The sequence below is a fragment of the Azospirillum sp. SYSU D00513 genome (assembly GCF_017356015.1).
Classification (GTDB): Bacteria; Pseudomonadota; Alphaproteobacteria; order Azospirillales; family Azospirillaceae; genus Azospirillum.
In genome coordinates this window covers 22,990-46,137 of the sequence record NZ_JAFIQV010000012.1, presented here as the reverse complement: position 1 = coordinate 46,137, position 23,148 = coordinate 22,990, and the positions used below count along the sequence as shown (strand labels likewise).

The 23,148-nt window shown below is 68.1% G+C and carries 25 protein-coding genes and 1 riboswitch; of the genes, 5 read left to right on the top strand and 20 right to left on the bottom strand.

Annotation, left to right across the window (positions count from 1 at the left end):
• Positions 1–2: 2 nt before the first annotated feature.
• Positions 3–1,115, bottom strand: coding sequence for a glycine cleavage system aminomethyltransferase GcvT (gcvT, locus tag JUB11_RS11140; RefSeq protein WP_207458606.1), 1,113 nt, complete (start codon positions 1,113–1,115; stop codon positions 3–5).
• Positions 1,116–1,280: 165 nt separating this feature from the next.
• Positions 1,281–1,377: riboswitch (glycine riboswitch) on the bottom strand.
• 87 nt (positions 1,378–1,464) lie between these two features.
• A complete protein-coding gene (locus tag JUB11_RS11135; RefSeq protein ID WP_207458605.1) occupies positions 1,465–2,055 on the bottom strand; it encodes a hypothetical protein in 591 nt (196 codons plus the stop codon).
• 142 nt (positions 2,056–2,197) lie between these two features.
• On the opposite strand from JUB11_RS11135, the gene ispH reads away from it, so the two are divergent.
• The 4 genes from ispH (at position 2,198) to rnhA (ending at position 5,340) form a co-directional block, all read left to right on the top strand.
• On the top strand, positions 2,198–3,178 hold the full coding sequence (gene ispH, locus JUB11_RS11130; RefSeq protein WP_207458604.1) for a 4-hydroxy-3-methylbut-2-enyl diphosphate reductase: 981 nt from the start codon (positions 2,198–2,200) through the stop codon (positions 3,176–3,178).
• 96 nt (positions 3,179–3,274) lie between these two features.
• Positions 3,275–3,829 carry a Uma2 family endonuclease gene (locus tag JUB11_RS11125; protein ID WP_207458603.1) on the top strand — a complete coding sequence of 185 codons (555 nt, stop codon included), beginning with the start codon at positions 3,275–3,277 and terminating at the stop codon, positions 3,827–3,829.
• A 52-nt stretch (positions 3,830–3,881) separates the two neighbouring features.
• Positions 3,882–4,871 (top strand): homoserine kinase, encoded by a 990-nt coding sequence (locus JUB11_RS11120; RefSeq protein ID WP_207458602.1) that lies wholly within the window; start codon positions 3,882–3,884, stop codon positions 4,869–4,871.
• Entirely contained in the window at positions 4,864–5,340 is a 477-nt protein-coding gene (gene rnhA / locus JUB11_RS11115; protein WP_207458601.1) for a ribonuclease HI, read from the top strand. The genes JUB11_RS11120 and rnhA overlap by 8 nt, the downstream gene beginning before the upstream one ends.
• An 84-nt stretch (positions 5,341–5,424) precedes the next feature.
• On the opposite strand, the gene JUB11_RS11110 is transcribed toward rnhA, so the two are convergent.
• The 4 genes from JUB11_RS11110 to JUB11_RS11095 all read right to left on the bottom strand — a co-directional run bounded on the left by JUB11_RS11110 (position 5,425) and on the right by JUB11_RS11095 (position 8,822).
• Positions 5,425–5,751, bottom strand: coding sequence for a hypothetical protein (locus JUB11_RS11110; protein ID WP_207458600.1), 327 nt, complete (start codon positions 5,749–5,751; stop codon positions 5,425–5,427).
• A 14-nt stretch (positions 5,752–5,765) separates the two neighbouring features.
• Complete coding sequence (locus JUB11_RS11105) at positions 5,766–5,963, bottom strand: hypothetical protein (RefSeq protein WP_207458599.1); 198 nt, start codon at positions 5,961–5,963, stop codon at positions 5,766–5,768.
• A gap of 196 nt (positions 5,964–6,159) precedes the next feature.
• Positions 6,160–6,642 (bottom strand): peroxiredoxin, encoded by a 483-nt coding sequence (locus JUB11_RS11100; RefSeq protein ID WP_207458598.1) that lies wholly within the window; start codon positions 6,640–6,642, stop codon positions 6,160–6,162.
• A 101-nt stretch (positions 6,643–6,743) separates the two neighbouring features.
• A complete protein-coding gene (locus JUB11_RS11095) occupies positions 6,744–8,822 on the bottom strand; it encodes a protein-disulfide reductase DsbD domain-containing protein (protein WP_207458597.1) in 2,079 nt (692 codons plus the stop codon).
• 176 nt (positions 8,823–8,998) lie between these two features.
• Between JUB11_RS11095 and JUB11_RS11090 the strand changes: the two genes are divergently transcribed.
• Positions 8,999–9,574 (top strand): YqgE/AlgH family protein, encoded by a 576-nt coding sequence (locus JUB11_RS11090; RefSeq protein ID WP_207458596.1) that lies wholly within the window; start codon positions 8,999–9,001, stop codon positions 9,572–9,574.
• Positions 9,575–9,667: 93 nt separating this feature from the next.
• On the opposite strand, the gene JUB11_RS11085 is transcribed toward JUB11_RS11090, so the two are convergent.
• The 14 genes from JUB11_RS11085 to JUB11_RS11025 all read right to left on the bottom strand — a co-directional run bounded on the left by JUB11_RS11085 (position 9,668) and on the right by JUB11_RS11025 (position 22,963).
• Entirely contained in the window at positions 9,668–9,886 is a 219-nt protein-coding gene (locus JUB11_RS11085) for a hypothetical protein (protein ID WP_207458595.1), read from the bottom strand.
• Positions 9,887–9,993: 107 nt separating this feature from the next.
• On the bottom strand, positions 9,994–10,584 hold the full coding sequence (locus JUB11_RS11080; RefSeq protein ID WP_207458594.1) for a GNAT family protein: 591 nt from the start codon (positions 10,582–10,584) through the stop codon (positions 9,994–9,996).
• Positions 10,585–10,599: 15 nt separating this feature from the next.
• On the bottom strand, positions 10,600–11,901 hold the full coding sequence (locus JUB11_RS11075; RefSeq protein WP_207458593.1) for a pitrilysin family protein: 1,302 nt from the start codon (positions 11,899–11,901) through the stop codon (positions 10,600–10,602).
• Positions 11,898–13,325: a threonine synthase gene (thrC, locus tag JUB11_RS11070; protein WP_207458592.1), complete on the bottom strand. Its 1,428-nt coding sequence runs from the start codon at positions 13,323–13,325 to the stop codon at positions 11,898–11,900. The genes JUB11_RS11075 and thrC overlap by 4 nt, the downstream gene beginning before the upstream one ends.
• Positions 13,326–13,470: 145 nt before the next feature.
• Positions 13,471–14,988 carry a carboxypeptidase M32 gene (locus JUB11_RS11065; protein WP_207458591.1) on the bottom strand — a complete coding sequence of 506 codons (1,518 nt, stop codon included), beginning with the start codon at positions 14,986–14,988 and terminating at the stop codon, positions 13,471–13,473.
• Complete coding sequence (locus JUB11_RS11060) at positions 14,985–15,734, bottom strand: SURF1 family protein (protein ID WP_207458590.1); 750 nt, start codon at positions 15,732–15,734, stop codon at positions 14,985–14,987. Before JUB11_RS11060 ends, JUB11_RS11065 begins: the two co-directional genes overlap by 4 nt.
• Before the next feature lie 3 nt (positions 15,735–15,737).
• Positions 15,738–16,100 carry a DUF983 domain-containing protein gene (locus tag JUB11_RS11055; RefSeq protein ID WP_247886988.1) on the bottom strand — a complete coding sequence of 121 codons (363 nt, stop codon included), beginning with the start codon at positions 16,098–16,100 and terminating at the stop codon, positions 15,738–15,740.
• Entirely contained in the window at positions 16,097–16,969 is an 873-nt protein-coding gene (locus JUB11_RS11050) for a cytochrome c oxidase subunit 3 (RefSeq protein ID WP_207458589.1), read from the bottom strand. The genes JUB11_RS11055 and JUB11_RS11050 overlap by 4 nt, the downstream gene beginning before the upstream one ends.
• An 18-nt stretch (positions 16,970–16,987) precedes the next feature.
• Positions 16,988–17,602, bottom strand: a complete 615-nt coding sequence (locus tag JUB11_RS11045; RefSeq protein WP_207458588.1) for a cytochrome c oxidase assembly protein — start codon at positions 17,600–17,602, stop codon at positions 16,988–16,990.
• A 13-nt stretch (positions 17,603–17,615) separates the two neighbouring features.
• Positions 17,616–17,741 carry a hypothetical protein gene (locus JUB11_RS33170; RefSeq protein WP_282189058.1) on the bottom strand — a complete coding sequence of 42 codons (126 nt, stop codon included), beginning with the start codon at positions 17,739–17,741 and terminating at the stop codon, positions 17,616–17,618.
• 5 nt (positions 17,742–17,746) lie between these two features.
• Positions 17,747–18,661 (bottom strand): heme o synthase, encoded by a 915-nt coding sequence (cyoE, locus tag JUB11_RS11040; protein WP_207458587.1) that lies wholly within the window; start codon positions 18,659–18,661, stop codon positions 17,747–17,749.
• 53 nt (positions 18,662–18,714) lie between these two features.
• Positions 18,715–20,310, bottom strand: coding sequence for a cytochrome c oxidase subunit I (gene ctaD, locus JUB11_RS11035; RefSeq protein WP_207458586.1), 1,596 nt, complete (start codon positions 20,308–20,310; stop codon positions 18,715–18,717).
• A gap of 54 nt (positions 20,311–20,364) precedes the next feature.
• Complete coding sequence (coxB, locus tag JUB11_RS11030; RefSeq protein WP_207458585.1) at positions 20,365–21,195, bottom strand: cytochrome c oxidase subunit II; 831 nt, start codon at positions 21,193–21,195, stop codon at positions 20,365–20,367.
• Positions 21,196–21,601: 406 nt separating this feature from the next.
• A complete protein-coding gene (locus JUB11_RS11025) occupies positions 21,602–22,963 on the bottom strand; it encodes a DUF3422 domain-containing protein (RefSeq protein WP_348771409.1) in 1,362 nt (453 codons plus the stop codon).
• Between the last annotated feature and the right edge of the window lie 185 nt (positions 22,964–23,148).

The following is a 23,148-nucleotide window of genomic DNA, read 5'->3' as shown; positions in this document are numbered from 1 at the left end:
CATCACCCGCGGTAATAGCGCTGCGGGACGAAGGGCATGGCGGCGACGCGGGCCGTGACCGGCTTGCCCCGCACCATGAGCTGGAGCGGCGTGCCGGGTGCGGCGTGGGCACGGTCCACATAGCCCATGGCGACCGGCGCGTTGGCGGTGGGGCCGAAGCCGCCGCTGGTCACCTCGCCGATCCTCGCGCCGTCGGCATCGAAGATCTCCGTGAGCTCGCGCGCCGGCTGGCGCCCTTCCGGCTGGATGCCGACGCGGCGGCGCGGGGCGCCGTCGCTCAGCTGGCCGAGGATGATGTCGGCGCCGGGGAAACCGCCCTCCTGCCGCCGGCGCTTCGAGATTGCCCACTCCAGAGCCGCCTCGACCGGGGTGGTGGTCTCGTCGATGTCGTGGCCGTAGAGGCAGAGTCCGGCCTCGAGCCGCAGCGAATCGCGGGCACCGAGCCCGATCGGCTCGACGTCCGGATCGGCGAGCAGGGCGCGGGCGACCGGCTCCGCGTCGGCCTTGTCGCAGGAGATCTCGTAGCCGTCCTCGCCCGTGTAGCCGGAGCGGGTGAGCACCACCGGGATGCCGTTGAAGACCGCCGGCAGGTAACTCATGAACTTCATGGTCGCGGCTTCCGGCACGAAGCGCGCCATCACCTCGGCCGCCTTCGGCCCCTGCAGGGCGAGCAGGGCCAGGTCGGCGAGATATTCGACCTCCGCCCTGCCCTTCAGCTGGTCACGCAGCAGGGCGACGTCATGCTCCTTGCGGGCGGCGTTGACCACCAGGAACAGGTGGTCGTCGGCGTTGGTGACCATCAGGTCGTCGAGGATGCCGCCCTGTTCGTTCAGGAACAGGGAATAGCGCATGCGCCCTGGGGCGAGCCCCTTGATGTCACCGGGGATGAGGGTCTCAAGTGCGGCGGCCGGATCGTCGCCGGTCAGCCGCACCTGCCCCATGTGGGACACGTCGAACAGGCCGGCCTTCTCGCGGGTGTGCTGGTGTTCCTTCAGGATGCCCAGCGGGTACTGCACCGGCATGTCGTAGCCGGCGAAGGGCACCATGCGGGCCTTCAGCTCGAGGTGAAGGCCATGCAGCGGCGTGGTCTTGATGGTATCGGGCGCCTCGGTCACGCGGGTCCTCCGACAGGGGGCCAGGTCCCGTGCCAGGATTGGCTCGGGAGGAGGCCCCCTCTGTCTTGGACCTGAGAGATTCACCGTCCGGGCACAAGCCTGCGGACCGGTTTACTCCTTCGGTGAGACCCGGCCTATGCGGCCGAGGCTGCTTTCCAGAGCTGCCAACCCCTTGCGGTCCTTTTGCCTGAGAGTTTCCGGGGGCGGTTGCTCCTTCGGCGCCACGGCCCTCGCGGGCCGCGGTCTCTCCCGCATGGGGTCATCGGCATGTGCGTCCAGCCTATAGGACCGAACGGCTTTGTCAATCAGGCGCTTGAGGCGCCGGAAGCTCGAGCGGTTCGAGCGATCGTCACTTCCGCGGCGTCAGCACCGGCGGGCTCTGGGGGCTGGCGCGCGCCGCCAGGACGCGGTTGAATTCCAGCTGCTCGGGCGTGAGCTGGAAGCCGACGAGGATGTTCCAGTCCCCGGCGTTCTGGTCCACCGGAAGCGGGATCTTGGGCGACAGCTCCTCCGTCGCGGTGACGCGGCCCTCCAGCGGCTTGAAGCGGACGGTCGTGTCGAACTCGCGCTTGACGGCGGGCATCTCCTCGCCCGGGCGGACGATGGCGACGAAGTAGCGGAAGTTCGCCTGGTCGTTCTGCATGGCCGGCCCACGCTCGGCCATCAGCTGCAGGTTCACGTTCACGGTCACGCCGTCGCTGGTGTAATCGCAATTGCCGAAGAAATCCGCCAGCAGGCCGCGCGTCACGACATCGGACGGGCCGTTGCCGCCCGGCCGGAACTGCGTCACCTCCGCCAGGTCGCGGATGATGTTCACCTTCGGGCAGGAGAGCGCCAACTGCGTCGGCGTCGGGCTGGAGCAGCCGGCCAGTGCGAGCACCGCAACGGCGGGCAGGCATTTCCAGCCAAGGGATCCTATATTACGGGCGCGGCGGTCCATCGGTCTGGCCTAACAGGTTGGATCGGTGTATCGGGTCGCGACTGTAGAGAAGCCGCCGGGCGGGCACAAGGCCGCGCGGCAGACCCCGCCCAATCCGACGGGTCCCCGCCGGACCCCTTTGCCACGGACACCGAGCGACGACATGACCAAGACGCCCCTCACCATCCTGCTCGCCGCCCCCCGCGGCTTCTGCGCCGGCGTGGACCGGGCGATCCAGATCGTCGAAGTGGCGCTGGAGCGCTACGGCGCGCCGGTCTATGTCCGGCACGAGATCGTCCACAACCGCTTCGTCGTGGAGAGCCTGGAAGCCAAGGGTGCCGTCTTCGTGGACGAGCTGGACCAGGTGCCCGACGGCGTGCCGGTCGTCTTCTCCGCCCACGGCGTGCCGAAGTCGGTTCCCAAGGACGCCGAATCGCGCGGCCTGTTCTATCTCGACGCCACCTGCCCGCTGGTCAGCAAGGTCCACCGAGAGGCCGAGCGCCACCATGAGGAGGGCAAGCAGGTCATCCTCATCGGCCATGCCGGCCATCCGGAGGTCATCGGCACCATGGGCCAGCTCCCCGAAGGCTCCGTGGTGCTGGTGGAAACGGTGGAGGATGTCGCGACCCTGGAGGTCCGGGATCCGCTGAACATCGCCTTCGCGACCCAGACCACCCTGTCGGTGGAGGAGACGGCCGACATCGTCGCCGCCCTCCAGGCCCGCTTCCCCGCCATGACCGGGCCGAAGAAGGAAGACATCTGCTACGCCACGACCAATCGCCAGCAGGCCGTGAAGGCCATCGCGCCGGAGGCCGACGCGCTGCTGGTGCTGGGCGCCCCCAACTCCTCCAACTCCAAGCGGCTGGTGGAGGTGGCGAAGACCCACGGCTGCGCCCGCGCCCAGCTCGTCCAGCGCGCCGCCGAGATCGACTGGAGCATGCTGGAGGGTGTGGGCACGCTCGGCATCACCGCCGGCGCCTCCGCCCCGGAGATCCTGGTGGAGGAAGTCATCGAAGCCGCCCGCGCCCGCTTCGACGTGACGGTCCGGGAGATCCGCACGGCCTTCGAGGACATCACCTTCAAGCTGCCGAAGGCCCTGCTGGACGGCGACGCGTCCTCCCGCCCGGTGCCGGCGGAGGCGTGACGGAGGGCGGGGCCGTTCCGGCCTTGGCGCCATAATTCTTCACAGGCCGATTTGGCGAACGCATAATCTGGAAAGATCCGTTCAACGGAGGGCTTCATGGGCGCGCCGGCCATCCAGACGATGACCATCGAGGAGTTCCTCTCATGGTCGGACCAAGACCCCGACGTTCGCTACGAACTCGTGGAAGGCCAGCCCCGCGCCATGAACGCCTGCTCGCAGGCGCACAGCCAGATCGCAGCGAACATCGCCTATGAATTCCGGCACCGCCTCCGGTCACCCTGCCGCGTGATGATCGAGGCCGCCATCGAACGTGAGGATCGCAACGACCGCTTCTATGAAGCAGACGCCGTGGTCACCTGCACGCCGTTCCAGGCGGGTCAGCGCTCGACGCCGAACCCTGTTCTGGTTGTGGAAATCCTGTCGGAGAGCACCGCCGCCCACGACCGCGGCACGAAGGTGCCCGACTACATGCAGATTCCATCGGTCCAGCTCATCCTGCTGGTCGACAGCCGCACTCCCAGGGCTCAGCTCTGGCGGCGCGACGTGCAGCGCTGGATCGTCGAGGATTTCACCGCCGGGGCGCTTCTGCCGCTGGCCGCGCTCGGGTTCGAGTTGCCGCTTTCCTGCCTCTACGAGGGCATCGCGCTCTGACCCCCACCTCGCTCATTGACCGGCGGCGCGAAACCCGGTAACCGCTGGGTCCATGGCCGTCTATACAGAAGTCACCGACGAGGATCTGCGCGCGTTCGTTGCCCAGTACGATCTGGGCGACGTGCTGTCCTGCAAGGGCATCGCGGAGGGGGTTGAGAATTCCAACTTCCTCCTGGTCACGGACAGCGGGCCCTACATCCTCACCCTCTACGAAAAGCGCACCCGGCGCGAGGACCTGCCTTTCTTCCTGGGCCTGATGCAGCATCTGGCGGACAAGGGCATCGCCTGCCCGCTGCCGGTGCAGGCGCGGGACGGGCAGGCGCTGCGCGAGCTGTGCGGGCGCCCCGCCGTAATCGTCACCTTCCTGGCGGGCATGTGGCCGCGGCGCATCACGCCGCAGCACTGCGCCCAACTCGGCGAGGCGCTGGCACGCCTGCATCTGGCGGTGGCCGATTTCCGGATGGAGCGGCCGAACGCCCTGTCGCTGGGCGGCTGGAAGGAGCTGTTCGAGAAGTGCGCCCCGCGCGCGGACGAGGTCAGCCCCGGCCTGCGCGCCGCGCTGGAGACGGAACTGGCGGCGCTGGAAGCCAACTGGCCGAAGAACCTGCCGTCCGGCGTCATCCACGCCGACCTCTTCCCCGACAACGTGTTCTTCAAGGACGACGGCCTGTCGGGCCTGATCGACTTTTACTTCGCCTGCAACGATTTCCTCGTCTATGACGTGGTGATCTGCCTGAACGCCTGGTGCTTCGAGCCGGACGGGTCCTTCAACGCCACCAAGGCGAAGCTGCTGCTGACCAGCTACCAGAAGGTCCGCCCCCTGTCGCGCGAGGAGCTGGACGCCCTGCCCTGGCTGTGCCGGGGCGGTTCGATCCGCTTCCTGCTGACGCGGCTCTACGACTGGCTCAACCATCCGCCGGGCGCCTTCGTGAAGCCGAAGGACCCGCTGGAGTATCTGCGCAAGCTGCGCTTCCACCAGAGCGTCAAGGGGCTGGGCGACTATCTCATCGACGGTTCCGCCTCCGGGTCTCCGCATGTCTGAGCCGGAAGCCCCCGCGCGCAAGGTCGTGGACATCTTCACTGACGGCGCTTGCAGCGGAAATCCCGGCCCGGGCGGCTGGGGCGTCATCCTGCGCTTCGGCGAGGTGGAAAAGGAATTGTGCGGCGGCGAGTCGCCGACCACCAACAACCGCATGGAGCTGATGGCCGCGATCCAGGCCCTGGAAGCACTGAAACGGCCGGTGAAGGTGCGGCTCTACACCGACAGCGAATATGTGAAGAACGGCATCACCAAGTGGATCCATGGCTGGAAGGCCAAAGGCTGGCAGACCGCCGACCGCAAGCCGGTGAAGAACGTGGATCTCTGGCAGCGGCTCGATGCCGCCAAGCAGCAGCACGAGATCGAGTTCCACTGGGTGCGCGGCCACGCCGGCCACCCGGAAAACGAGCGTGCCGACGAGCTTGCCCGCAAGGGCCTGGCCGAGGCGCGGGCGCCGAAGTCCGAGTCCTGACCCTCTTCCTCTCGCTTTGAAGGGAAAGCCGTCAGCGCCTGCTGACGGGTTGGTTTTCTTCTATCAGACAATCGGGAAAGGGCTTCAAAGACCGATCTCTTCGTCCTCTATGGCGATTCGATTGATGATGTCGTGCTTCTTGTTGAAGAAGTTCGTGATGACCGGGTAACCCTTGGCCATCGAATACCCTATCCAGTAGATGTGGCTCTCGATCCACAGAAAGCCATACCCTTCCAACTCAGGATAGGGACGCGGATATTTTGCTCCGACAGTCGGATCCGCTTCAATGCGCTCGATGGCATCACGGAATGCGCGATCAAGGTTCATGATCGCTTCGTCCCAATTTCTCCGCATGTATTCGGCCAACAGGTCGTCGACCTGCCGACTTGCGGTACGGGTCTGCCGGATCACAGCCTATTTCCGACCTAGCGCGAGCCGGGAGTCCGTCGGCGTGCGAAATACTCATCGATCCGCCGCTGCATACCGTCGAGAAACCTATTCGTGTCCTCGACGCGATCATTCTTGATGTCGTCGGCGCTGGAGTCGAGAGAACGCAGCAGATCCGCAGGCACCTCCGATTCGAGGTGCGGCTTGCGGTCTTTCCGGAGGGAACTGGTCATCATCTCGCTCCTATCGGTTGCTTTAAGATGGCCGCTCCAGAGTGCCACGGCAACTTTTTTACGTAATTGGGCGGGTACCATCCACCCGCACCATACGCTCCGTCTTCCCCATGGAGAAAAAGAATGGCTCTGCAGAAAAGTTGCAGAGCCATCACCATTCAACCGTGGGCTCGGGGCCACCGCCCCCTTCCCGCGACCCTTACAGCGCCGCGAGCACCGCCTCGGCCGAGGACACCTCGAACTGGCCGGCCTGCTCGACGGCCAGATGCGTGACCTTGCCGTCCTCGGCGATCAGGGCGAAGCGCTGGCCGCGCATGCCCAGGCCGTTCTTGGACAGGTCCAGCGTCAGGCCGAGCGCGGTGGCGAGCGCGGCGTTACCGTCCGGCAGCATGGTGACCTTGCCGTCCGCGTCGTTCTTCTCGGCCCAGGCGCGCATCACGAAGGGGTCGTTGACGGCGGTGCAGACGACGGCATCCACCCCCTTGCCCTTCAGCGCCTCCGCCTGCTGGACGAAGCCCGGCAGGTGCTTGGCCGAGCAGGTCGGGGTGAAGGCACCCGGCACCGAGAACAGGACGACCTTCTTGCCCTTGAAGATCTCGTCCGTGGTGATGTCCTGCATGCCGTTGTCGGTCAGGTGCTTCAAGGTCACCGACGGAATGCTGTCGCCGACTTGGATGGCCATGGTTGTCGTCCTCGCTGAGGTGAATGCGTTTTCCGCACGTCCAGCCTTCTAGCGGAGGGCGGCAGGGGCCGCAATCGGCAATCCGGCGCCCCACCCCGGCCTTACGAGGAGGGCCGGGATGCCCCCGCCGCGCGGTCCAGCGCCTCGATCACCGCCGACTCCGTCAGCAGTTCGGGCAGTGCTATGCCCTCCGGCGCGCCGGGGCCGTAGACCATGTTGAAGGGGATGCCGTAGCGCCCGTGCCGGGCGAGGTAGCGGGAGATCGCCTCGTCGGGCCGCGTCCAGTCCGCGCGCATGGCGACGAGGCCGCGCCCCTCCTCGAAGCGCTCGGCGACCTCGCCCCGGTTCAGCACCAGCTTCTTGTTGGCTTGGCAGGTGATGCACCATTCGGCCGTGACGTCCACGAACACCGTGCGGCCCTCCGCCACCATCCGGCGAATGTCGGGCTCGGCGAAGGGCACCCAGCGCGAGGCGTCCTCCGCCACGCCGGTCGCGGCACCGGCTGGCGGCCCGACGACCGCCGGAGCGGCGAAGGCGGCGAGCGCCAGAAGCCCGGCGAGGGCGCCCGCCGGGCGGAAGTTTCTGCCCCCGAGCCACAGCGCGGCCAGCACGGACAGCATTAGGGCCGCCACCGCCGCCGCAACCGCCTCGCCGGTCTGCACCGCGAGCACGGACAGCAGCCACAGGGCGGTCAGTGCCAGCGCCGCGCCCATCACCCGGCGCAGCACGGCCATCCAGCGGCCCGGCCGGGGCAGCAGGCGGGCGAGCCGGGGGAAGGCGGCCACGGTGAGGTAGGGCAGCGCCAGCCCCACGCCGAGGGCGGCGAAGATCGCGAAGACCTCCGCCGGCCCCTGCGCGAGCGCGAAGCCGACCGCCGTGCCCAGGAAGGGCGCCGAGCAGGGGGTTGCCAGCAGCGTGGCAAACGCGCCGGTTGCGAACTGGCCGGCGATTCCGCCGCCCTCGCCGCTCCCGCCGCCCATACGGTCGGCCAGGACGCGCGGCAGCGGGACCTCGAAGAAGCCCCAGAGGTTGGCGGCGAAGAGCGTCACCAGCACGACCATGAAGACGAGGAACAGCGGCTGCTGGAACTGGATGCCCCAGCCGACCGCCCCGCCCGCCGCCTTGACCCCGACCAGCACCGCCGCGAGCAGCAGGAACGACGTCAGGATGCCCGCCGCCGAGGCCAGGAAGCCGGCGCGCACCGCCCCCGGCGCGCTCCCGCCATGGCGGACGACCGACAGGAGCTTCAGTGACAGGACCGGAAGGACGCAGGGCATCAGGTTGAGGATCAGGCCGCCCAGCACCGCGACGCCGAGCATCGCGAGCAGGCCCGCGGCGGGGGCGCTTCCGGCCAGGCCGGCCTCGGCCGTCACCTTAGTCTCCAGGGAGCGGTTGCCGTCCACCAAGGTCAGGACCAGGGAGCGCCCGGCGAGATCCGTTCCGGCCGGCGCCTCCTTGGCTTCCAGCCGCAGGGTCACGCGTCGGTCGTCGGCGGAGAAGGTCGCGGCCGGAGCGGAGAAGGCGAGCGGCGGGTCGGCTTCGATGAAGACGTCCGGCTGGACGAAGGTCTCCCGCGCGGTCGCCTCGATCTCGACGGTCGTTCCCGACGCGCGGACGGATTCGACGGCGAGGCCGGACGCCTGCCCGTCGCCGGGCACCTGCGCCTCGGCGCGCGCGACCTCGTTGGCCTCCGGCCCCGGCATGGCCGGACCGGCGGGCACCGACAGGCCGAGCGAGACCATCTGGGGCACGCAGATGTCGGTGCAGACGAGAAGCTCGGCGTTCAGTTTCAGGTCCAGCGGCTTGCCGGGCTCCGCCGGCACGGCCCTGACCGGGAATGTGACGGCGACGTCGTAGCCCGCCGTCTCGAAGCCCAGCACGGAGAAGCGGTGCGGTGCCGGGTAGGAGAGCGCGGCCTCCTTCAGGTTGCCCGATCCGCCCCAGTCCAGGCGCGGCGCGAATCCGGCATCGCCGGGTGAACGCCAATAGGTCTTCCAGCCCGGCTCCAGCCGCACCTCAAGCCCGAGCGGGACGGTGTCCAGGTCGCCGACGCCCTCGACCGCCGAGATCAGGCGCGCCTCCAGGGGGCCTGCCTTGGTCCAGGGGCCGGAGGCGGCCTGCCCGCTTTCCGGAAGGGCCAGAAGGAGGAGTGCCAGAGCCGGCGCGGCAAACCTTTTCATCGCTTGGACTGTTTCTCATATGTGAAAGTTGACAGGATAAACCGACCGATTACCGGATGACAAAGCTTTGCCCGTCCTGTCATGCTCGCCACATGTGGGACGAAAACGGGCGGAACGGAAGACCCAGCCGGGCCTTCACCCCTGAATCAAGACGCGGAAGACGAGGATAGACCCATATGCCGACAAAGACCGAATCCTCGGCGTATCTCACCGGCCAGCTTCTCATCGCGATGCCCGCGATGAACGATCCCCGTTTCCAGCGAAGCGTGATCTATCTGTGCGCTCACAACGAAGAGGGTGCCATGGGCCTCGTCGTGAACCGGCTGTTCGGGTCGGTCACCTTCGAGGACCTGCTGGAACAGCTCGACATCGAGGCCAAGGAGCCGGTTCCTAGCATGCCCGTCCACTACGGCGGGCCGGTGGAGTCGGGGCGCGGCTTCGTCCTGCATTCGACGGACTATGTCCGCGACGGGACGCTGGTCGTGAACGACGAAGTGGCGCTGACCGCGACCATCGACATCCTGCGGGCGATTTCCGAGGACCGCGGACCGCGCCGCACCCTGATGCTGCTGGGCTATGCCGGCTGGGGGCCGGGACAGCTCGACCAGGAGATCCAGGCCAACGGCTGGCTCAACGTGCCCTGCGACGAGGAGCTTCTGTTCGACACCAACCTGGAAAGCAAGTGGGAACGCTCCATCGCCAAGCTCGGCGTCAGCCTCTCCATGCTGTCGGGCGAGGCCGGGCACGCCTGATCCCGTCGGGGGCCGGACTGGCACCTGGTACGAAAAGGGCCGCGCCTTCGACAGGCGCGGCCCTTTTCCGTTGGTCGGAGACGTTCCGTGCCGTCAGGCGGCCTGGAGTTCCGCCTGGCGGGTGACCAGCGCTGCGGCGACGCGGCGCGCCTGCATCAGCTCGGCACAACGCTCGACGAGGTGGTTCCCGCTGTAGACGGCCCAGCCGCTCTGGAAACCGGCCTGCTCGTAATGCAGCTCCGCCGAACGGCCCTGATGCTCGACGGTCCAGTGATAGGAACTTTGTTGCTTGAAGATCGGGTGTTCAGACATGTTCGATCCACTTCACGCATGCAATCTTGCAGATTATTCGCATGAAGTGGTTAAGGCGTGGTTAAACGTGCAGGCCCCCACGCCAACGAAATGGGGTTAAGGCCCTCTCAGCCGCGCCACTCCTCGCGCAGCACGGCGTAGAGCACGTGGTCGCGCCAGGACCCGTCGATGCGCAGGTATCCTCGTGCATAACCCTCGTGCGTGAAGCCGACTTTCTCCAGCAGCCCCCGGCTGGCGGCGTTGGTCGGGAGGCAGGCCGCCTCCACCCGGTGCAGGCCGAGCTGTCCGAAGGCGAAATCGAGGATCAGCCGCGTCGAGGCGGAGATGTAGCCATTGCGGGCAAAGGGCTCCCCGACCCAGTAGCCGAGCGTGGCGGTCTGGGCGACGCCCCGCCGAACGTTCGACAGCCCGAGCCCTCCGACCACCCGGTCGGTGGAAAGGTCGAAGGTCAGGAAGCTGTAGCCCTCGTCGTCGCGCCATTCCTGCGCCTGCCGCCGCAGGCGGCGGCCAAAGGCGGTGCGGGTCAGCGCGTCCGCCGGCCAAGTGGGCTCCCACGGCGTCAGGAAATCCCGCGAGGCCGCGCGGAGGTCAGCCCAATCCCGCCAGTCGCGCGGCAGCGGCGGGCGGATGTAGCAATGGGGGCCGTCCAGGCGGACGGCCGGTGGGCTGATGAGGCCGCTGCCGAGCAGGCGGATCATGGCGCCGCCACTCCCTTACGCCAAGCGGGCCGCGATCCGGTCATAATCCTCCAGACGGTCCAGCGGACCGAGCGCCGCCACGGTCGGACGGCTGCGACGCAGCCGCTCGGCGACCCGGATCACCGCCGCGCGGTCGACGGCGCCGATCTTCTCCACCACCTCTTCCACGGGGATCGGGCGGTCGTAGACCAGCAGCTGCTGCCCGAGCGTCTCGCAGCGGGACATGGTGCCCTCCAGCCCCATCAGCGTGCCGGCACGGAGCTGCGCGCGGGCGCGGGCGACCTCGTCCTCCGTCACCTCGTGGGCGACCTTGGCGATCTCGTCGCAGACGACGGGGACCAGCTCCGCCACCTCCTCCTCACCGGTGCCGGCATAGACGCCGAACAGGCCGCCGTCGCGGTAGGCGCTGGCGAAGCTGTAGATCGAGTAGACGAGGCCGCGCTTCTCGCGCACCTCCTGGAACAGGCGCGACGACATGCCGCCGCCGAGCAAGGTCGAGAAGACGGAATGGGCGTAGAAGTCCGGGTCATGCACCCCGACGCCGTCGAAACCAAGGACCAGGTGCATCTGCTCCAGGTCGCGCGCCTCGCGGAAGTCGCCGCCCATGTAGCGGGCCGGCTCCGGATCCCGGACGTCACCCTTCGGAAGCCGTGCGAAGGCCTTCTCGGCAAGGGCCACGAAGCGGTCATGCTCGATGCGGCCCGCCGCCGACAGCACGATGCTGGAGGCGCCGTAGTTGCGGCCGACATAGTCCACCAGCGCCTCGCGCGGGAGCGCGCCGACGATCTCGGCGGAGCCGAGGACGGCGCGGCCGAGCGCCTGGTCCGGGAAGGCGGTGGCCTGGAAATGGTCGAAGATGATGTCGTCGGGCGTGTCGGCGGCCTGCCCGATCTCCTGCAACACCACGGCCCGCTCGCGCGTCAACTCCTCGGCGTCGATCAGCGAGTTCTGGAGCATGTCGGCGATGAGGTCCAGCGCCAGGCCGGTGTCCTCGTGCAGGACCTTGGCGTAATAGGCCGTGTGCTCGCGCGTGGTGTAGGCGTTCAGCTGCCCGCCGACATTCTCGATCTCCTCGGAGATGCGGAAGGCGCTGCGCCGCTCCGTGCCCTTGAAGAGCATGTGCTCGACAAGGTGGGCGACGCCGTTGACGCTGGCCGCCTCGTTGCGCGTGCCCACGCCGACCCAGCAGCCCAGCGACACCGACTGCACGTCGGGCATGCTGTCGGTGGCCACGCGGAGGCCGTTGGACAGGGTGGTGACCTGGACGGAGCCCTGGCGGAGGGTGGTGCGGTTCGGGGCAACCTGGACGGGGCTCATGCGGTCTCCTGTGCGGCGCTGGCGGCGGCGCGGGCGCGCGACGTGACGTAGTCCTGAACAACAGCGAGATCGTTCGGCAGGTCCGTCAGCCGCTCCTCGCGCACATACAGATCGGACAGGCGCGGCGGCAGCTCCGGCCGGTGGCCGGTGGCCTTCTCGACCGCGTCGGGGAACTTGGCGGGATGGGCGGTGGCGAGAACCACCATCGCGACGTCCGGGCTGAGCGACGGCAGCGCCGCGGCGGCCGAGGCGACGCCCACCGCGGTGTGCGGATCGACCAGATAGACGCACTCGCGCCAGGTCTGCTCGATGGTGGCCATGGTGCCGGCCTCATCGACCCGGTGGCCGGCGAAGACGGTCAGGGCCTCGGCGAGCTGGCCGTCGGACACGGTGAAGCGCCCTTCCGCCCGGAAGCGGTTCATCGCCTCCACCACCTTGGCGCCGTCGCGGCCCAGCAGGTCGAACAGGAGACGCTCGAAGTTGGAGGAGATCTGGATGTCCATGCTCGGGCTGGAGGTGGGCATGACCGGCACCATCGACATCGTGCCGCTCTGGAAGAAGCGGGCCAGAATGTCGTTGGCGTTGGAGCCGACCACCAGCTTCTCGACCGGCAGCCCCATCGCCCGCGCGCCGTAGGCGGCGTAGACGTTGCCGAAGTTGCCGGTCGGGACCGTGAAGGCGACCTTGCGGTCCGGCGCGCCGAGCGCCACCGCGGCCGTGAAGTAATAGACGATCTGGGCCATGATGCGGGCCCAGTTGATGGAGTTCACCGCCGAGAGCCCGATCCGGTCCCGGAAAGGCCCATCGTTGAACATCGCCTTCACGATGTCCTGACAGTCGTCGAAGGTGCCGTCCAGCGCGATGTTGTGCACGTTGCCGGACAGGACGCTCGTCATCTGGCGGCGCTGCACCTCCGACGTGCGGCCCTTCGGATGCAGGATGAAGATGTCCACGTTCTCACGGTCGCGGCAGGCCTCGATGGCGGCCGAGCCGGTGTCGCCGGAGGTCGCGCCGACGATGGTGACGCGCTCGCCGCGCTTTGCCAGCACATGGTCGAAAAGGCGCCCGAGGAGCTGGAGCGCCACGTCCTTGAAGGCCAGGGTCGGGCCGTGAAACAGCTCCAGCACGAAGGTCTTCTGGTCGAGCTGGACCAGCGGCGTGACGGCGTTGTGGTCGAAGCTGGCGTAGGCGTCCCGAACGATGGCGCGGAACTCGTCCTCGGCGATGGCGCCGCCGAGGAAGGGCAGCATCACGCGGACGGCGATCTCGCTGTAGGGCAGCCCGCGCATGGCGCGGATCTCGTCGGCGGAGAAGCGCGGCCACTCCTGGGGCACATAAAGGCCGCCGTCGCGGGCGAGCCCCGCCAGGAGCACATCCTCGAAGCCCAGAACCGGGGCCGTGCCCCGCGTGCTGACATACCGCACCACTCACTCTCCGCCTTGACTGGACCGGCCATGACGCCGGGCCGATGCAAGAGGGCATAGTTAGCGATACCCCGCATCCGGCGCAAGCGATGGCTGTGCGCCGCAGCCCCGCTCCGCCGGTTATGCCAGGACGCCGGCCTTACCGTCAGGCGGCGAGGTAGCGGCGTTCCAGATGACGCCGGAAAACGCCGGCGTCGAGCGGACGGCCGGTCGCCGCCGTCAGCAGCTCGTCGCCCGAGGCGTGCAGGCATCCCGTGGCATGCACATTCTCCCTCAGCCAGGAGACCAGCGGGGCGAATTCGCCCCGGGCGAGGGACTCGCGCAGGCCCGGCTCGGCCGCATGGGCCGCCTCGAAAAGCTGGGCCGCCGTCATGGCGCCGAGCGTGTAGCTCGGGAAATAGCCCCAGCCACCGCTCGGCCAGTGGATGTCCTGAAGGCAGCCGCGCCGGTCGTCGGGCGGCACCACGCCGAGCAGCGCGCGCATGCCGTCGTTCCAGGCGCCGGGCAGATCCTCCAGCGCGAGGTCGCCCGCCACCATGGCCTTCTCCAACCGGTAGCGCAGGATGACGTGGGCCGGATAGGTGACCTCGTCGGCATCGACGCGGATGAAGCCGCGCTCCACACGGCTGTAAAGACGGCGGAGGTTGTCCGGCTCCCAGGCCGGGCCGGTGCCGCCGAAGGCCTCCCGCGCCAGCGGGGCGAGATAGGACAGAAACTCCGGCGACCGGCAGGCCTGCATCTCCACGATCAGCGACTGGGACTCATGCACCGCCATGCCCCGCGCCTGCCCCACCGGCTGGCGCAGCCAGGCGCGCGGGCGGCCCTGCTCGTACAGGGCGTGGCCGGTCTCGTGCATGACGCCCATCAGGGCTTTCGTGAAGTCGGCCAGGTCGTAGCGGGTGGTGATCCGCACATCATCGGTGGCGCCGCCGCAGAACGGGTGCAGCGACACGTCCAGCCGGCCGCGCTCGAAGTCGAAACCGGCTTGGCGCATCAGCCGCTCGCCGAGCGCCTTCTGAACGGCCTCCGGGAAACTGCCCTCCGGCACCATCGGCGCGGGTTCACGCGCCTGCCGCTCCAGAACCTGTTCGATCAGGCCGGGCAGGAAGCCGGCGAGGTCGTCGAAGACGGCGTCGATGCGCTCGGCGCGGGCACCGGGGTCATGCTCGTCGAGCAGCGCGTCGTAGGGCGTGACGCCCATCGCCGCCCCCTTGGCCTCGGCGCCCTCGCGCACGCAGGCCAGCACCTCCTTCAGCGAGGGAAGCAGTGCAGCGTAATCGTTGTCGGCGCGCGCGGAGCGCCAGATCATCTCGCAATTGCTGATGGCCTTGCTCGTCCGCTCCACCAGCTCCGCCGGGATGGCGGTCGCGTGGAGGTAGGAGCGGCGCATCTCGCGCAGGTTCGCGCGCTGCCAGCCGCCCAGCCCGGCGGAGCCCTCGGCCTCTTCCAGCCAGTCGCCGACGCGCGGATCGGTCGCCAGCTCGTGCGCGAGGACCGACAGCGTGGCCGTCTGCTCGCCCCGCCCGTCATTGGCGCCGTCCGGCATCATGGTCTGGCTGTCCCAGCCGAGGATGCCCAGCGCATCGCTGATCGCCGCGATGCGGTGGAAGCGGCGCTCGAGTTCGCGGTAGGCGTCCGGCTTCGCCAGGGTCGTGGTGGTCATGGCGTGGACTCCTTCCGGCGGCGTTGCGACAGGACGTAGATGACCGCGAGTGTGGCCCCGAAGCTGTACCAGGTGAAGGCGTATTGCAGGTGGTTGTTCGGCAGCTCGACATGCTGCTCGACGCCGGCCGGGAGCCCGCCCGGCGACTGGCCGGGCGACAGTTCCACGATGACCGGCGCCACCTCGGCCAGCCCCACCGCGGCGGCCATCGCCGGCGGATCGACGCGCATCCAGCTGCTGGCGCCAGGGCTGTTGCCGGGTTGGAAGAGACCGGCCTCCTGCGGCAGCCGGACGGTGCCGGCCACCGTGACCGCGCCGGCGACCTGCCCGCCCGCGCGCGCCGTGGGGTCGGCCCGGTCCATCGGGACAAAGCCGCGGTTCACGAGGATCGGCGGGCCGCCCGCGCGCTCGAAGGGCGTGACGATCTCGTAGCCGACCTGGCCCTGGCGCGGGCGGGCGACGACGCGCAGTTCCTTGTCGTGCAGGAAGCGGCCGGTCAACGTGACGGGGCGGAACTCCCAGGCGGCGGGATCGTCAAGGCTTGCCGGCAGAGGCACGGCGGGGGCGGTCAGGCTTTGGGCGACGCGCTCCTGAAGCGCGGTCTTCCATTGCAGACGGTTCAACTGCCAGGTGCCAAGCGCCAGCATGGCGGCGACGGCGGGAACGGTGATGAGCGTCGCCCAAAGGGACGGACGGAACCGGCGACCGCCCTGCGTGGCGAGCCTGGCTTCACCTCCGGATGGCATGGGCTATCCCTCGAGGTCGCGGCGGTGATGGTATTGAATGGCGATGACGGCCGCCTTGGCCGGGCGCAGCATGCCGAGCGCCAGCCCCAGAATCAGAACGCTCCACACGATCGCGTGGAGCCACAGCGGCCAATCGACGTTCATCGAGAACAGAAGGATCGGCGGAACGGCGATGAAGCCGAGAATGAAGATCAGGAAGACGGCCGGGCCGTCCCCGCTGTCCTGCTTCGCGAGGTCGAGGCCACAGACCCCGCACCGCTCGGCCACGGTGAGGAAGCCGCTGAACAGCTTGCCCCGGCCGCAGCGCGGGCATGCGCAACGCATGCCCGCGGCGATGGGAGAGACCGTGGCCCCAGGGCCGGTCAATGACCGGTCGCCCCGCCGGCGGAACCCCACCAGTAGACCGACACGAACAGGAACAGCCAGACCACGTCGACGAAGTGCCAGTACCAGGCCGCCGCCTCGAAGCCGAAGTGGCTCTGCGGGGTGAAGTGGCCCTTCATGCTGCGGAACCAGCAGACGAGGAGGAAGACCGTGCCGACCAGCACGTGGAAGCCGTGGAAGCCGGTGGCCATGTAGAAGGCCGACGGATAGATGCCGTCGGTGAAGCCGAACGGGGCGTGCGCGTACTCGTAGACCTGCACGGCCGTGAAGAGGATGCCGAGCAGCACGGTCAGGCCGAGCGCCTTGGTGGCGTCCTTCCGGTTGCCCTCGATGATGGCGTGGTGCGCCCAGGTCACCGTGGTGCCGGACAGCAGCAGGATCAGCGTCATCATCAGCGGCAGGTGGAAGGCGTCCACCGTCGTGATGTTGGCGGGGGGCCAGGCGCCGTTCGGGTTCGCCTCGAACACCTTCGGGAACAGGGCGGCGTCGAAGAAGGCCCAGAAGAAGGCCGCGAAGAACATCACCTCGGACGCGATGAACAGCGCCATGCCGTAACGCAGGCCGATCTTGACGACCGGGGTGTGCGCCTTCTCCTGAATCGACTCCTTCAGGATGTCGCGCCACCAGCCGTACATCACGAAGAGGATCGACAGGACGCCGAGCGCCAGCAGCCACCAGCCGCCGTCGTGCATGTAGGTGACGAGGCCGACGGCCAGCAGACCGCCCGCGAAGGCGCTGAGGAGCGGCCAGGGGCTCGGCTTCACAAGGTGATAGGGATGCGGAATGCCCTCGCCCGCCGAGTGGCCGGCGGAGGGGGTGTTTGGCGCGTGCCCGTGCGTGATGTCGGCCATCTTCTCCAACCCGATATGTTAGTTCGTCGCGGTGGCGCTGGGCGCCGCCTTATCGCTAGAGCCTTGTTGATTCGCCTGCTGCGCCAGGACCGCGTCGGCGTCCAGGGCGCGGAAGAAGGTGTAGGACAGGGTGATGGTGGTGACGTCCTCCATCGCCGGATCCTCGGCCATGGCCGGATCGACGAAGAAGGCGACCGGCATGTCCACCGACTGTCCCGGCTGCAACACCTGCTCGGTGAAGCAGAAGCATTCGATCTTGTTGAAATACTTGCCCGCCTTGTCCGGCGTGACGTTGTAGGTGGCCGTGCCGACCGTGGGCTTGTCGGACCGGTTCTCCGCGCGGTAGGCGGCGAGCCCGGTCTCGCCCAGCTTGAGGGCGACTTCCTTCTGCTCCGGCCGGAAGGCCCAGGGCAGCTTGTTGTTCACGTCCGCGTTGAAGCGGACCGTGACCTTGCGGTCCACCACGCGTTCGGCGCCGGCCTCGGCCCGCTGGGTCGTCCCGCCGAAGCCCGTCACCTGGCAGAACAGGTTGTAGAGCGGCACGGACGCGTAGGCGAGACCCACCATGCCGGCCACGATGCCGAACAGCGAGACCATCACCATGCGGTTGCGCCGCTTCAGCTTGTCGTTCATCGCGAGACCCCCGTCAGTGTCCGCCCATGCGGACGATGGTGATCACGTAGAACAGGGCGACCAGGGCCAAAAGCGCGAAGAGCACGGCGAGATTCCGCCCGCGCAGCCGCTTGCGGCGTTGGATTTCGGATTCGTCCATGGCGATCACCCCACCAGTCCGGAAACGACGTGCTCGCCCATCATCAGGCCGAACAGCGCGAAGAGATAAAGGATCGAGAAGCCGAACATCTGCTTGGCCGGCTTGTCGTCGCCCGCGCGCAGCACGCGCGCCGCGCACAGCAGGAACAGCGCGTTCAGCACCAAAGATCCGGCGAGATAGACCGGGCCGGCGATCCCCACGAGGTAGGGCGAGACCGCGACCGGCAGCAGAAGGACCGTGTAGAAGAACATCTGCCGCTTGGTCGAGGCGGCGCCCGCCACGACCGGCATCATCGGCACGCCCGCCCGCTCGTAATCGCCGCTCCGGTAAAGCGCCAGCGCCCAGAAGTGCGGCGGCGTCCACAGGAAGATCAGCAGGAAGAGCAGGACCGACGGAAGTTCAACGCCGCCCGTCACAGCCGCCCAGCCGATCATCGGCGGGAAGGCGCCGGCGGCGCCGCCGATCACGATGTTCTGCGGCGTGCTGCGCTTCAGCCACATGGTGTAGACGAAGACGTAGAAGCCGATGGACAGCGCCAGGATCGCCGCCGCCGCCCAGTTCACCGCCAGCCCCATGACCAGGACCGAGGCCGCGGCGAGGATCACGCCGAAGGCGAGCGCCTCGTCCGGCTGGACCCGGCCCGACGGGATCGGGCGCCGGGCGGTGCGGCTCATCACCGCGTCGATGTCGCGGTCATACCACATGTTGATGGCGCCCGAGGCGCCGGCGCCGACCGCGATGCAGAGCACCGCGACCGCCGCGAGGATCGGGTGGATGTGCCCGGGAGCCACGACCATGCCGGCCAGGCCCGAGAACACCACCAGCGACATGACACGCGGCTTCAGAAGCTCGAGGTAGTCACCGGGCGAGGCACCCGTGAGCTGCGGGTCCGAGATCCGTTCGAGTGTCATGTCAGTCATGGTCGTTCATCCTTGCCATACCGTGGGCCGGGGTCACCCCCGGCCCGTTCCGCTCACTTCACCTGCGGAAGCGTCTCGAACGCATGGAACGGCGGAGGCGAGCTGACGGTCCATTCCAGGGTGCCGGCTTCCGGACCCCAGTAGGCGCCGCCGACCTTCTCACCGCTGGTCAGCGTCTTGATCGCGATCCACACGAACAGGAGCGTGGACGCGAAGGAGATGTACGCACCGATCGACGAGACCATGTTCCAGCCCGCGTAGGCATCCGGATAGTCCGGAATGCGGCGCGGCATGCCGGCCAGACCCAGGAAGTGCTGCGGGAAGAAGATCAGGTTCACGCCGACGAAGGTCGTGTAGAAGTGAACCTTGCCCCAGAACTCCGGATACTGACGGCCGGACATCTTGCCGATCCAGTAGTACCAGCCGGCGAAGATGGAGAACACGGCACCTAGCGACAGCACGTAGTGGAAGTGCGCCACAACGTAATAGGTATCGTGCAGGACGATGTCCATGCCACCGTTGGACAGGACCACGCCCGTGACGCCGCCGACGGTGAACAGGAAGATGAAGCCGAAGGCCCAGAGCATGGGCACGCGGAACTCCACCGAGCCGCCCCACATGGTGGCGATCCAGGAGAAGATCTTCACGCCCGTCGGCACGGCGATGATCATCGTCGCGGCGGTGAAGTAGGCCTTGGTGTCGACGTCCAGGCCGACCGTGTACATGTGGTGCGCCCACACGACGAAGCCGACGACGCCGATGGCGACCATCGCGTAGGCCATGCCCAGATAGCCGAAGACCGGCTTGCGGGAGAAGGTCGACACGATGTGGCTGATGATGCCGAAGGCCGGCAGGATCATGATGTAGACTTCGGGGTGACCGAAGAACCAGAACAGATGCTGGAACAGGACCGGGTCGCCGCCGCCTTCCGGATTGAAGAAGGTCGTGCCGAAGTTGCGGTCGGTCAGCAGCATGGTGATGGCGCCGCCGAGCACCGGAACGGCGAGCAGCAGCAGGAAGGCCGTGACCAGCATCGCCCAGACGAACAGCGGCATCTTGTGCAGCGTCATGCCGGGCGCGCGCATGTTGAAGATGGTCGTGATGAAGTTCACGGCACCCAGGATCGACGACGCACCCGCCAGGTGAAGGGCGAAGATGCCGAGATCGACCGAGGCGTCCGGATGGCCCAGCGCCGCCGACAGCGGCGGGTAGATGGTCCAGCCGGTGCCGGCGCCCGCGCCCACGAAGGGCGAAGCCATCAGCAGCAGGAAGGCCGGGACCATCAGCCAGAAGCTGATGTTGTTCAGGCGCGGGAAGGCCATGTCCGGCGCGCCGATCATGAGCGGCACGAACCAGTTGCCGAAGCCGCCGATCAGCGCCGGCATGACCACGAAGAACACCATGATCAGGCCGTGGGCCGTGATGATGACGTTCCAGACGTGGCCGTCGGCCAGGAACTGCATGCCCGGGGACTGCAGCTCCAGGCGCATGATGACCGACGCCAGAGCGCCGATCACGCCGGTGATGACCGAATAGAACAGATAGAGCGAACCGATGTCCTTGTGGTTGGTCGAGAACAACCAACGATCCACAAAGCCCGGCACATGGTGGTCATGCGCGTGCGCATCACCCGGAGAAGCGTTACCCATCTCACATACCCTCGCGTCGGCGAAATTCTTCTTTACGGTGTGCGGGCCCGTGGATCACTGGGCGACCTGCGCCACGTCCTTGTTGCCCCGGTTCGGGCCGAAGGCGACCTTGGCCTTCTCCACCCAGGCGGCGAAGGCGTCCTTGGAGACGACCTCGACGGCGATGGGCATGAAGCCGTGGTTGACGCCGCAGATCTCCGAGCACTGGCCGTAATAGACGCCTTCCTTCTCGGCCTTGAACCAGGTCTCGTTGATGCGGCCCGGAATGGCGTCCTTCTTCACGCCGAAGGCGGGAATGGTCCAGGCATGGATCACGTCGCCGCCGGTGACGATCAGGCGCACGGTCGTGTCGACGGGAACCACGACGCGGTTGTCGACCTCGAGCAGGCGCGGCTGGCCCGGCTTCAGCGCATCGTCCTGCACCATGTAGCTGGAGAAGGCGATGTCGCCGTGATCCGGATACTCGTAGTCCCAGTACCACTGGCGGCCGGTGACCTTCACGGTCATCTCGGACTCCGGCACCTGCTCGGCCACGTAGAGCAGCTTGAAGGACGGCACGGCGATCACGATCAGGATGATCACCGGGACGACCGTCCAGGCAACTTCCAGCAGCGTGTGGTGGGTCGTCTTCGACGGGTTCGGGTTGGCGTTCCGGTTGAACCGGACGCCGATGTAAACCAGAAGCGCCAGCACGAACAGCGTGATGGCGACGATGATCACCGTCAGCAGGTTATGGAAGGAGTCCATCAGGTGCTTGACCGGGGTCACCGCATCCTGAAGCCCCAACTGCCAGGGATGGGGCTGGTCCGCGGACGCGATTCCCGAAAATCCAATCAACGAAACCACCGCCGCCAGCGCGGCGGCGAACAGGGTCTGCCTCTTCATCCCCAACCCTCTCATTGCCGCGGCGTCGGTTCCGGTCCGCGGTCGTCATCGTTCTCGCCGGCACCGCCGCCGCCCGGATGGCCGGAACCAACCTCCGTCGGTCCTGTTCATCGGGTGGGCGTCGTGGCTGGCGCCGGAATATGCAAAGATCGCCTCCACAAGGGGGCGACCCGTTTCCGCGCGGCAACTTAGCCTTCCGGCCATCGTGGATACAAGGGATTCCTCTCTTGCCCGGGAGGGTGCCGCGCGCCTCTCATCCGGTTGGAATTATAGGACGATATCGGCTGGATACCATCGGCGGCGGGCGGCTGCGACGGCGTGTCGCAGAAGTTCGCATGCCCAACGAAACGGCCGAGCCCAAGCCGGAAGGGCGCGACTCCGGCACTCCCTCCGGCCGGCCGCAGGCTCAACCGTGCGGCGCGTCCGACGGCTCGACCAGCACCCTGCGGATGCGGCGGACCCCGGTCCAGACCGCGAAGAGCACGACCGGAATGCCGATGCCGGTGACCAGGTCCGGGTTCAGCGGCACGCCCATGCCCTTCAGCGCCTTGGCCGCGTAGCCCAGGATGCCCACGCCATAGTAGCTGATGGCGACGACGGAAAGCCCCTCCACCGTCTCCTGAAGGCGGAGCTGCGCGTGGGCGCGGCTGTCCATGGAGCGCAGCAGCTCCGCGTTCTGGCCTTCCACCGCGATCTCGACCCGCGTGCGCAGCAGGTTGCTGGCGCGCGCGACGCGCTGCGACAGCATCTCCAGACGCGTCTGGGCCGCCTCGCAGGTGCGAAGCGCCGGGGCGAGGCGGCGCTCCATGAACTCGGCGATCATCGGCACGCCTTCGATGCGCACCTCGCGAAGCTCCTCGATGCGCTTGCGCACCAGCAGGTAGTAGGCGCGCGCGGCCCCGAAGCGGTAGGCGGTCTCGGCGGAGATCTGCTCGGTGCGGGCGGCGAGGCGTGTCAGGCGCCCGAGCAGGTCGCGCTCGTCCTCCAGCCCCTCGATGGCCGCCATGCGGCTGGTCAGCTCGGCCAGCTCCGCCTCGATCCGCCCGATGTCCGGCAGGGCGCGGCGCGCCTCGGGCAGCGCCATCAGCGCCATGATGCGGTAGGTCTCGATCTCGAACAGCCGCTGCACGGTCCGTCCGGTCTGGTTTCCGGTCATCGAATGATCGACCACCAGGATCCGCGAGAAATTGTCGCCATGGATGCGGAAATCGGTCCAGGCCGTCGCCGTGCCGCCCGCGACGCGGGAGCCGACATAGCGGTCCGAACCGAAGATCGCCTCCAGCGTCTCGGGCGTCGGGACGGGTGCGCCGTTGTCGAGCACGACGATGTGGATGCCGGCCATCAATTCGCCGGGCAGCGCCGCCAGCCAGTCGCGGGGAACCGCGTCCAGCGCCGGTTCCAGGAAGGGGTCGAGTGCCGCGGCCGGGGCGGTCGGACGGAAGACCGACCATGTCGAAAACTCGGTGTGGCGCTCCCACTTCAGGCGGAAGCTGCCGAAACTGCCGCTGTAATGGGTGGCGTCGGGCGCCGGCGGCGGAACGCCGGCCCAGGCGCACAGCCGGGCCAGGTGGCTCAGGTCGTCGCCGGTCGTTCCCTCGCCCGAGAACATCGCCAGCAGCGTCCCGCGGGTGGGCGGGCGCAGCAGTTCCGGCGGGCGGGCATGCACCTCGTTGGTCAGCGTCACCCGCAGCGGGTGGTCCTTCAGGAGCCGCGCTCCCGGCGCCGTCCCTCCGGCGCCGCCGGGCCGCGCGGCGGTCTCCTCGGTCACGGTTGCTCCTCCCATTGCCGTCTTATCTTTATGGTCCGATCTTTATCGTCCAGCCGGCCGATCGGCGCGCACGGGGCGCGCAAGCCTTGCCGGAAGGCCGCGCCGTCGCCACACTATTGATGTCACGCCCGCGGTCGCGCGGCTGACGGTGGCGGTTCGACGGCCGGTCCTGAGCCGACTTCCGC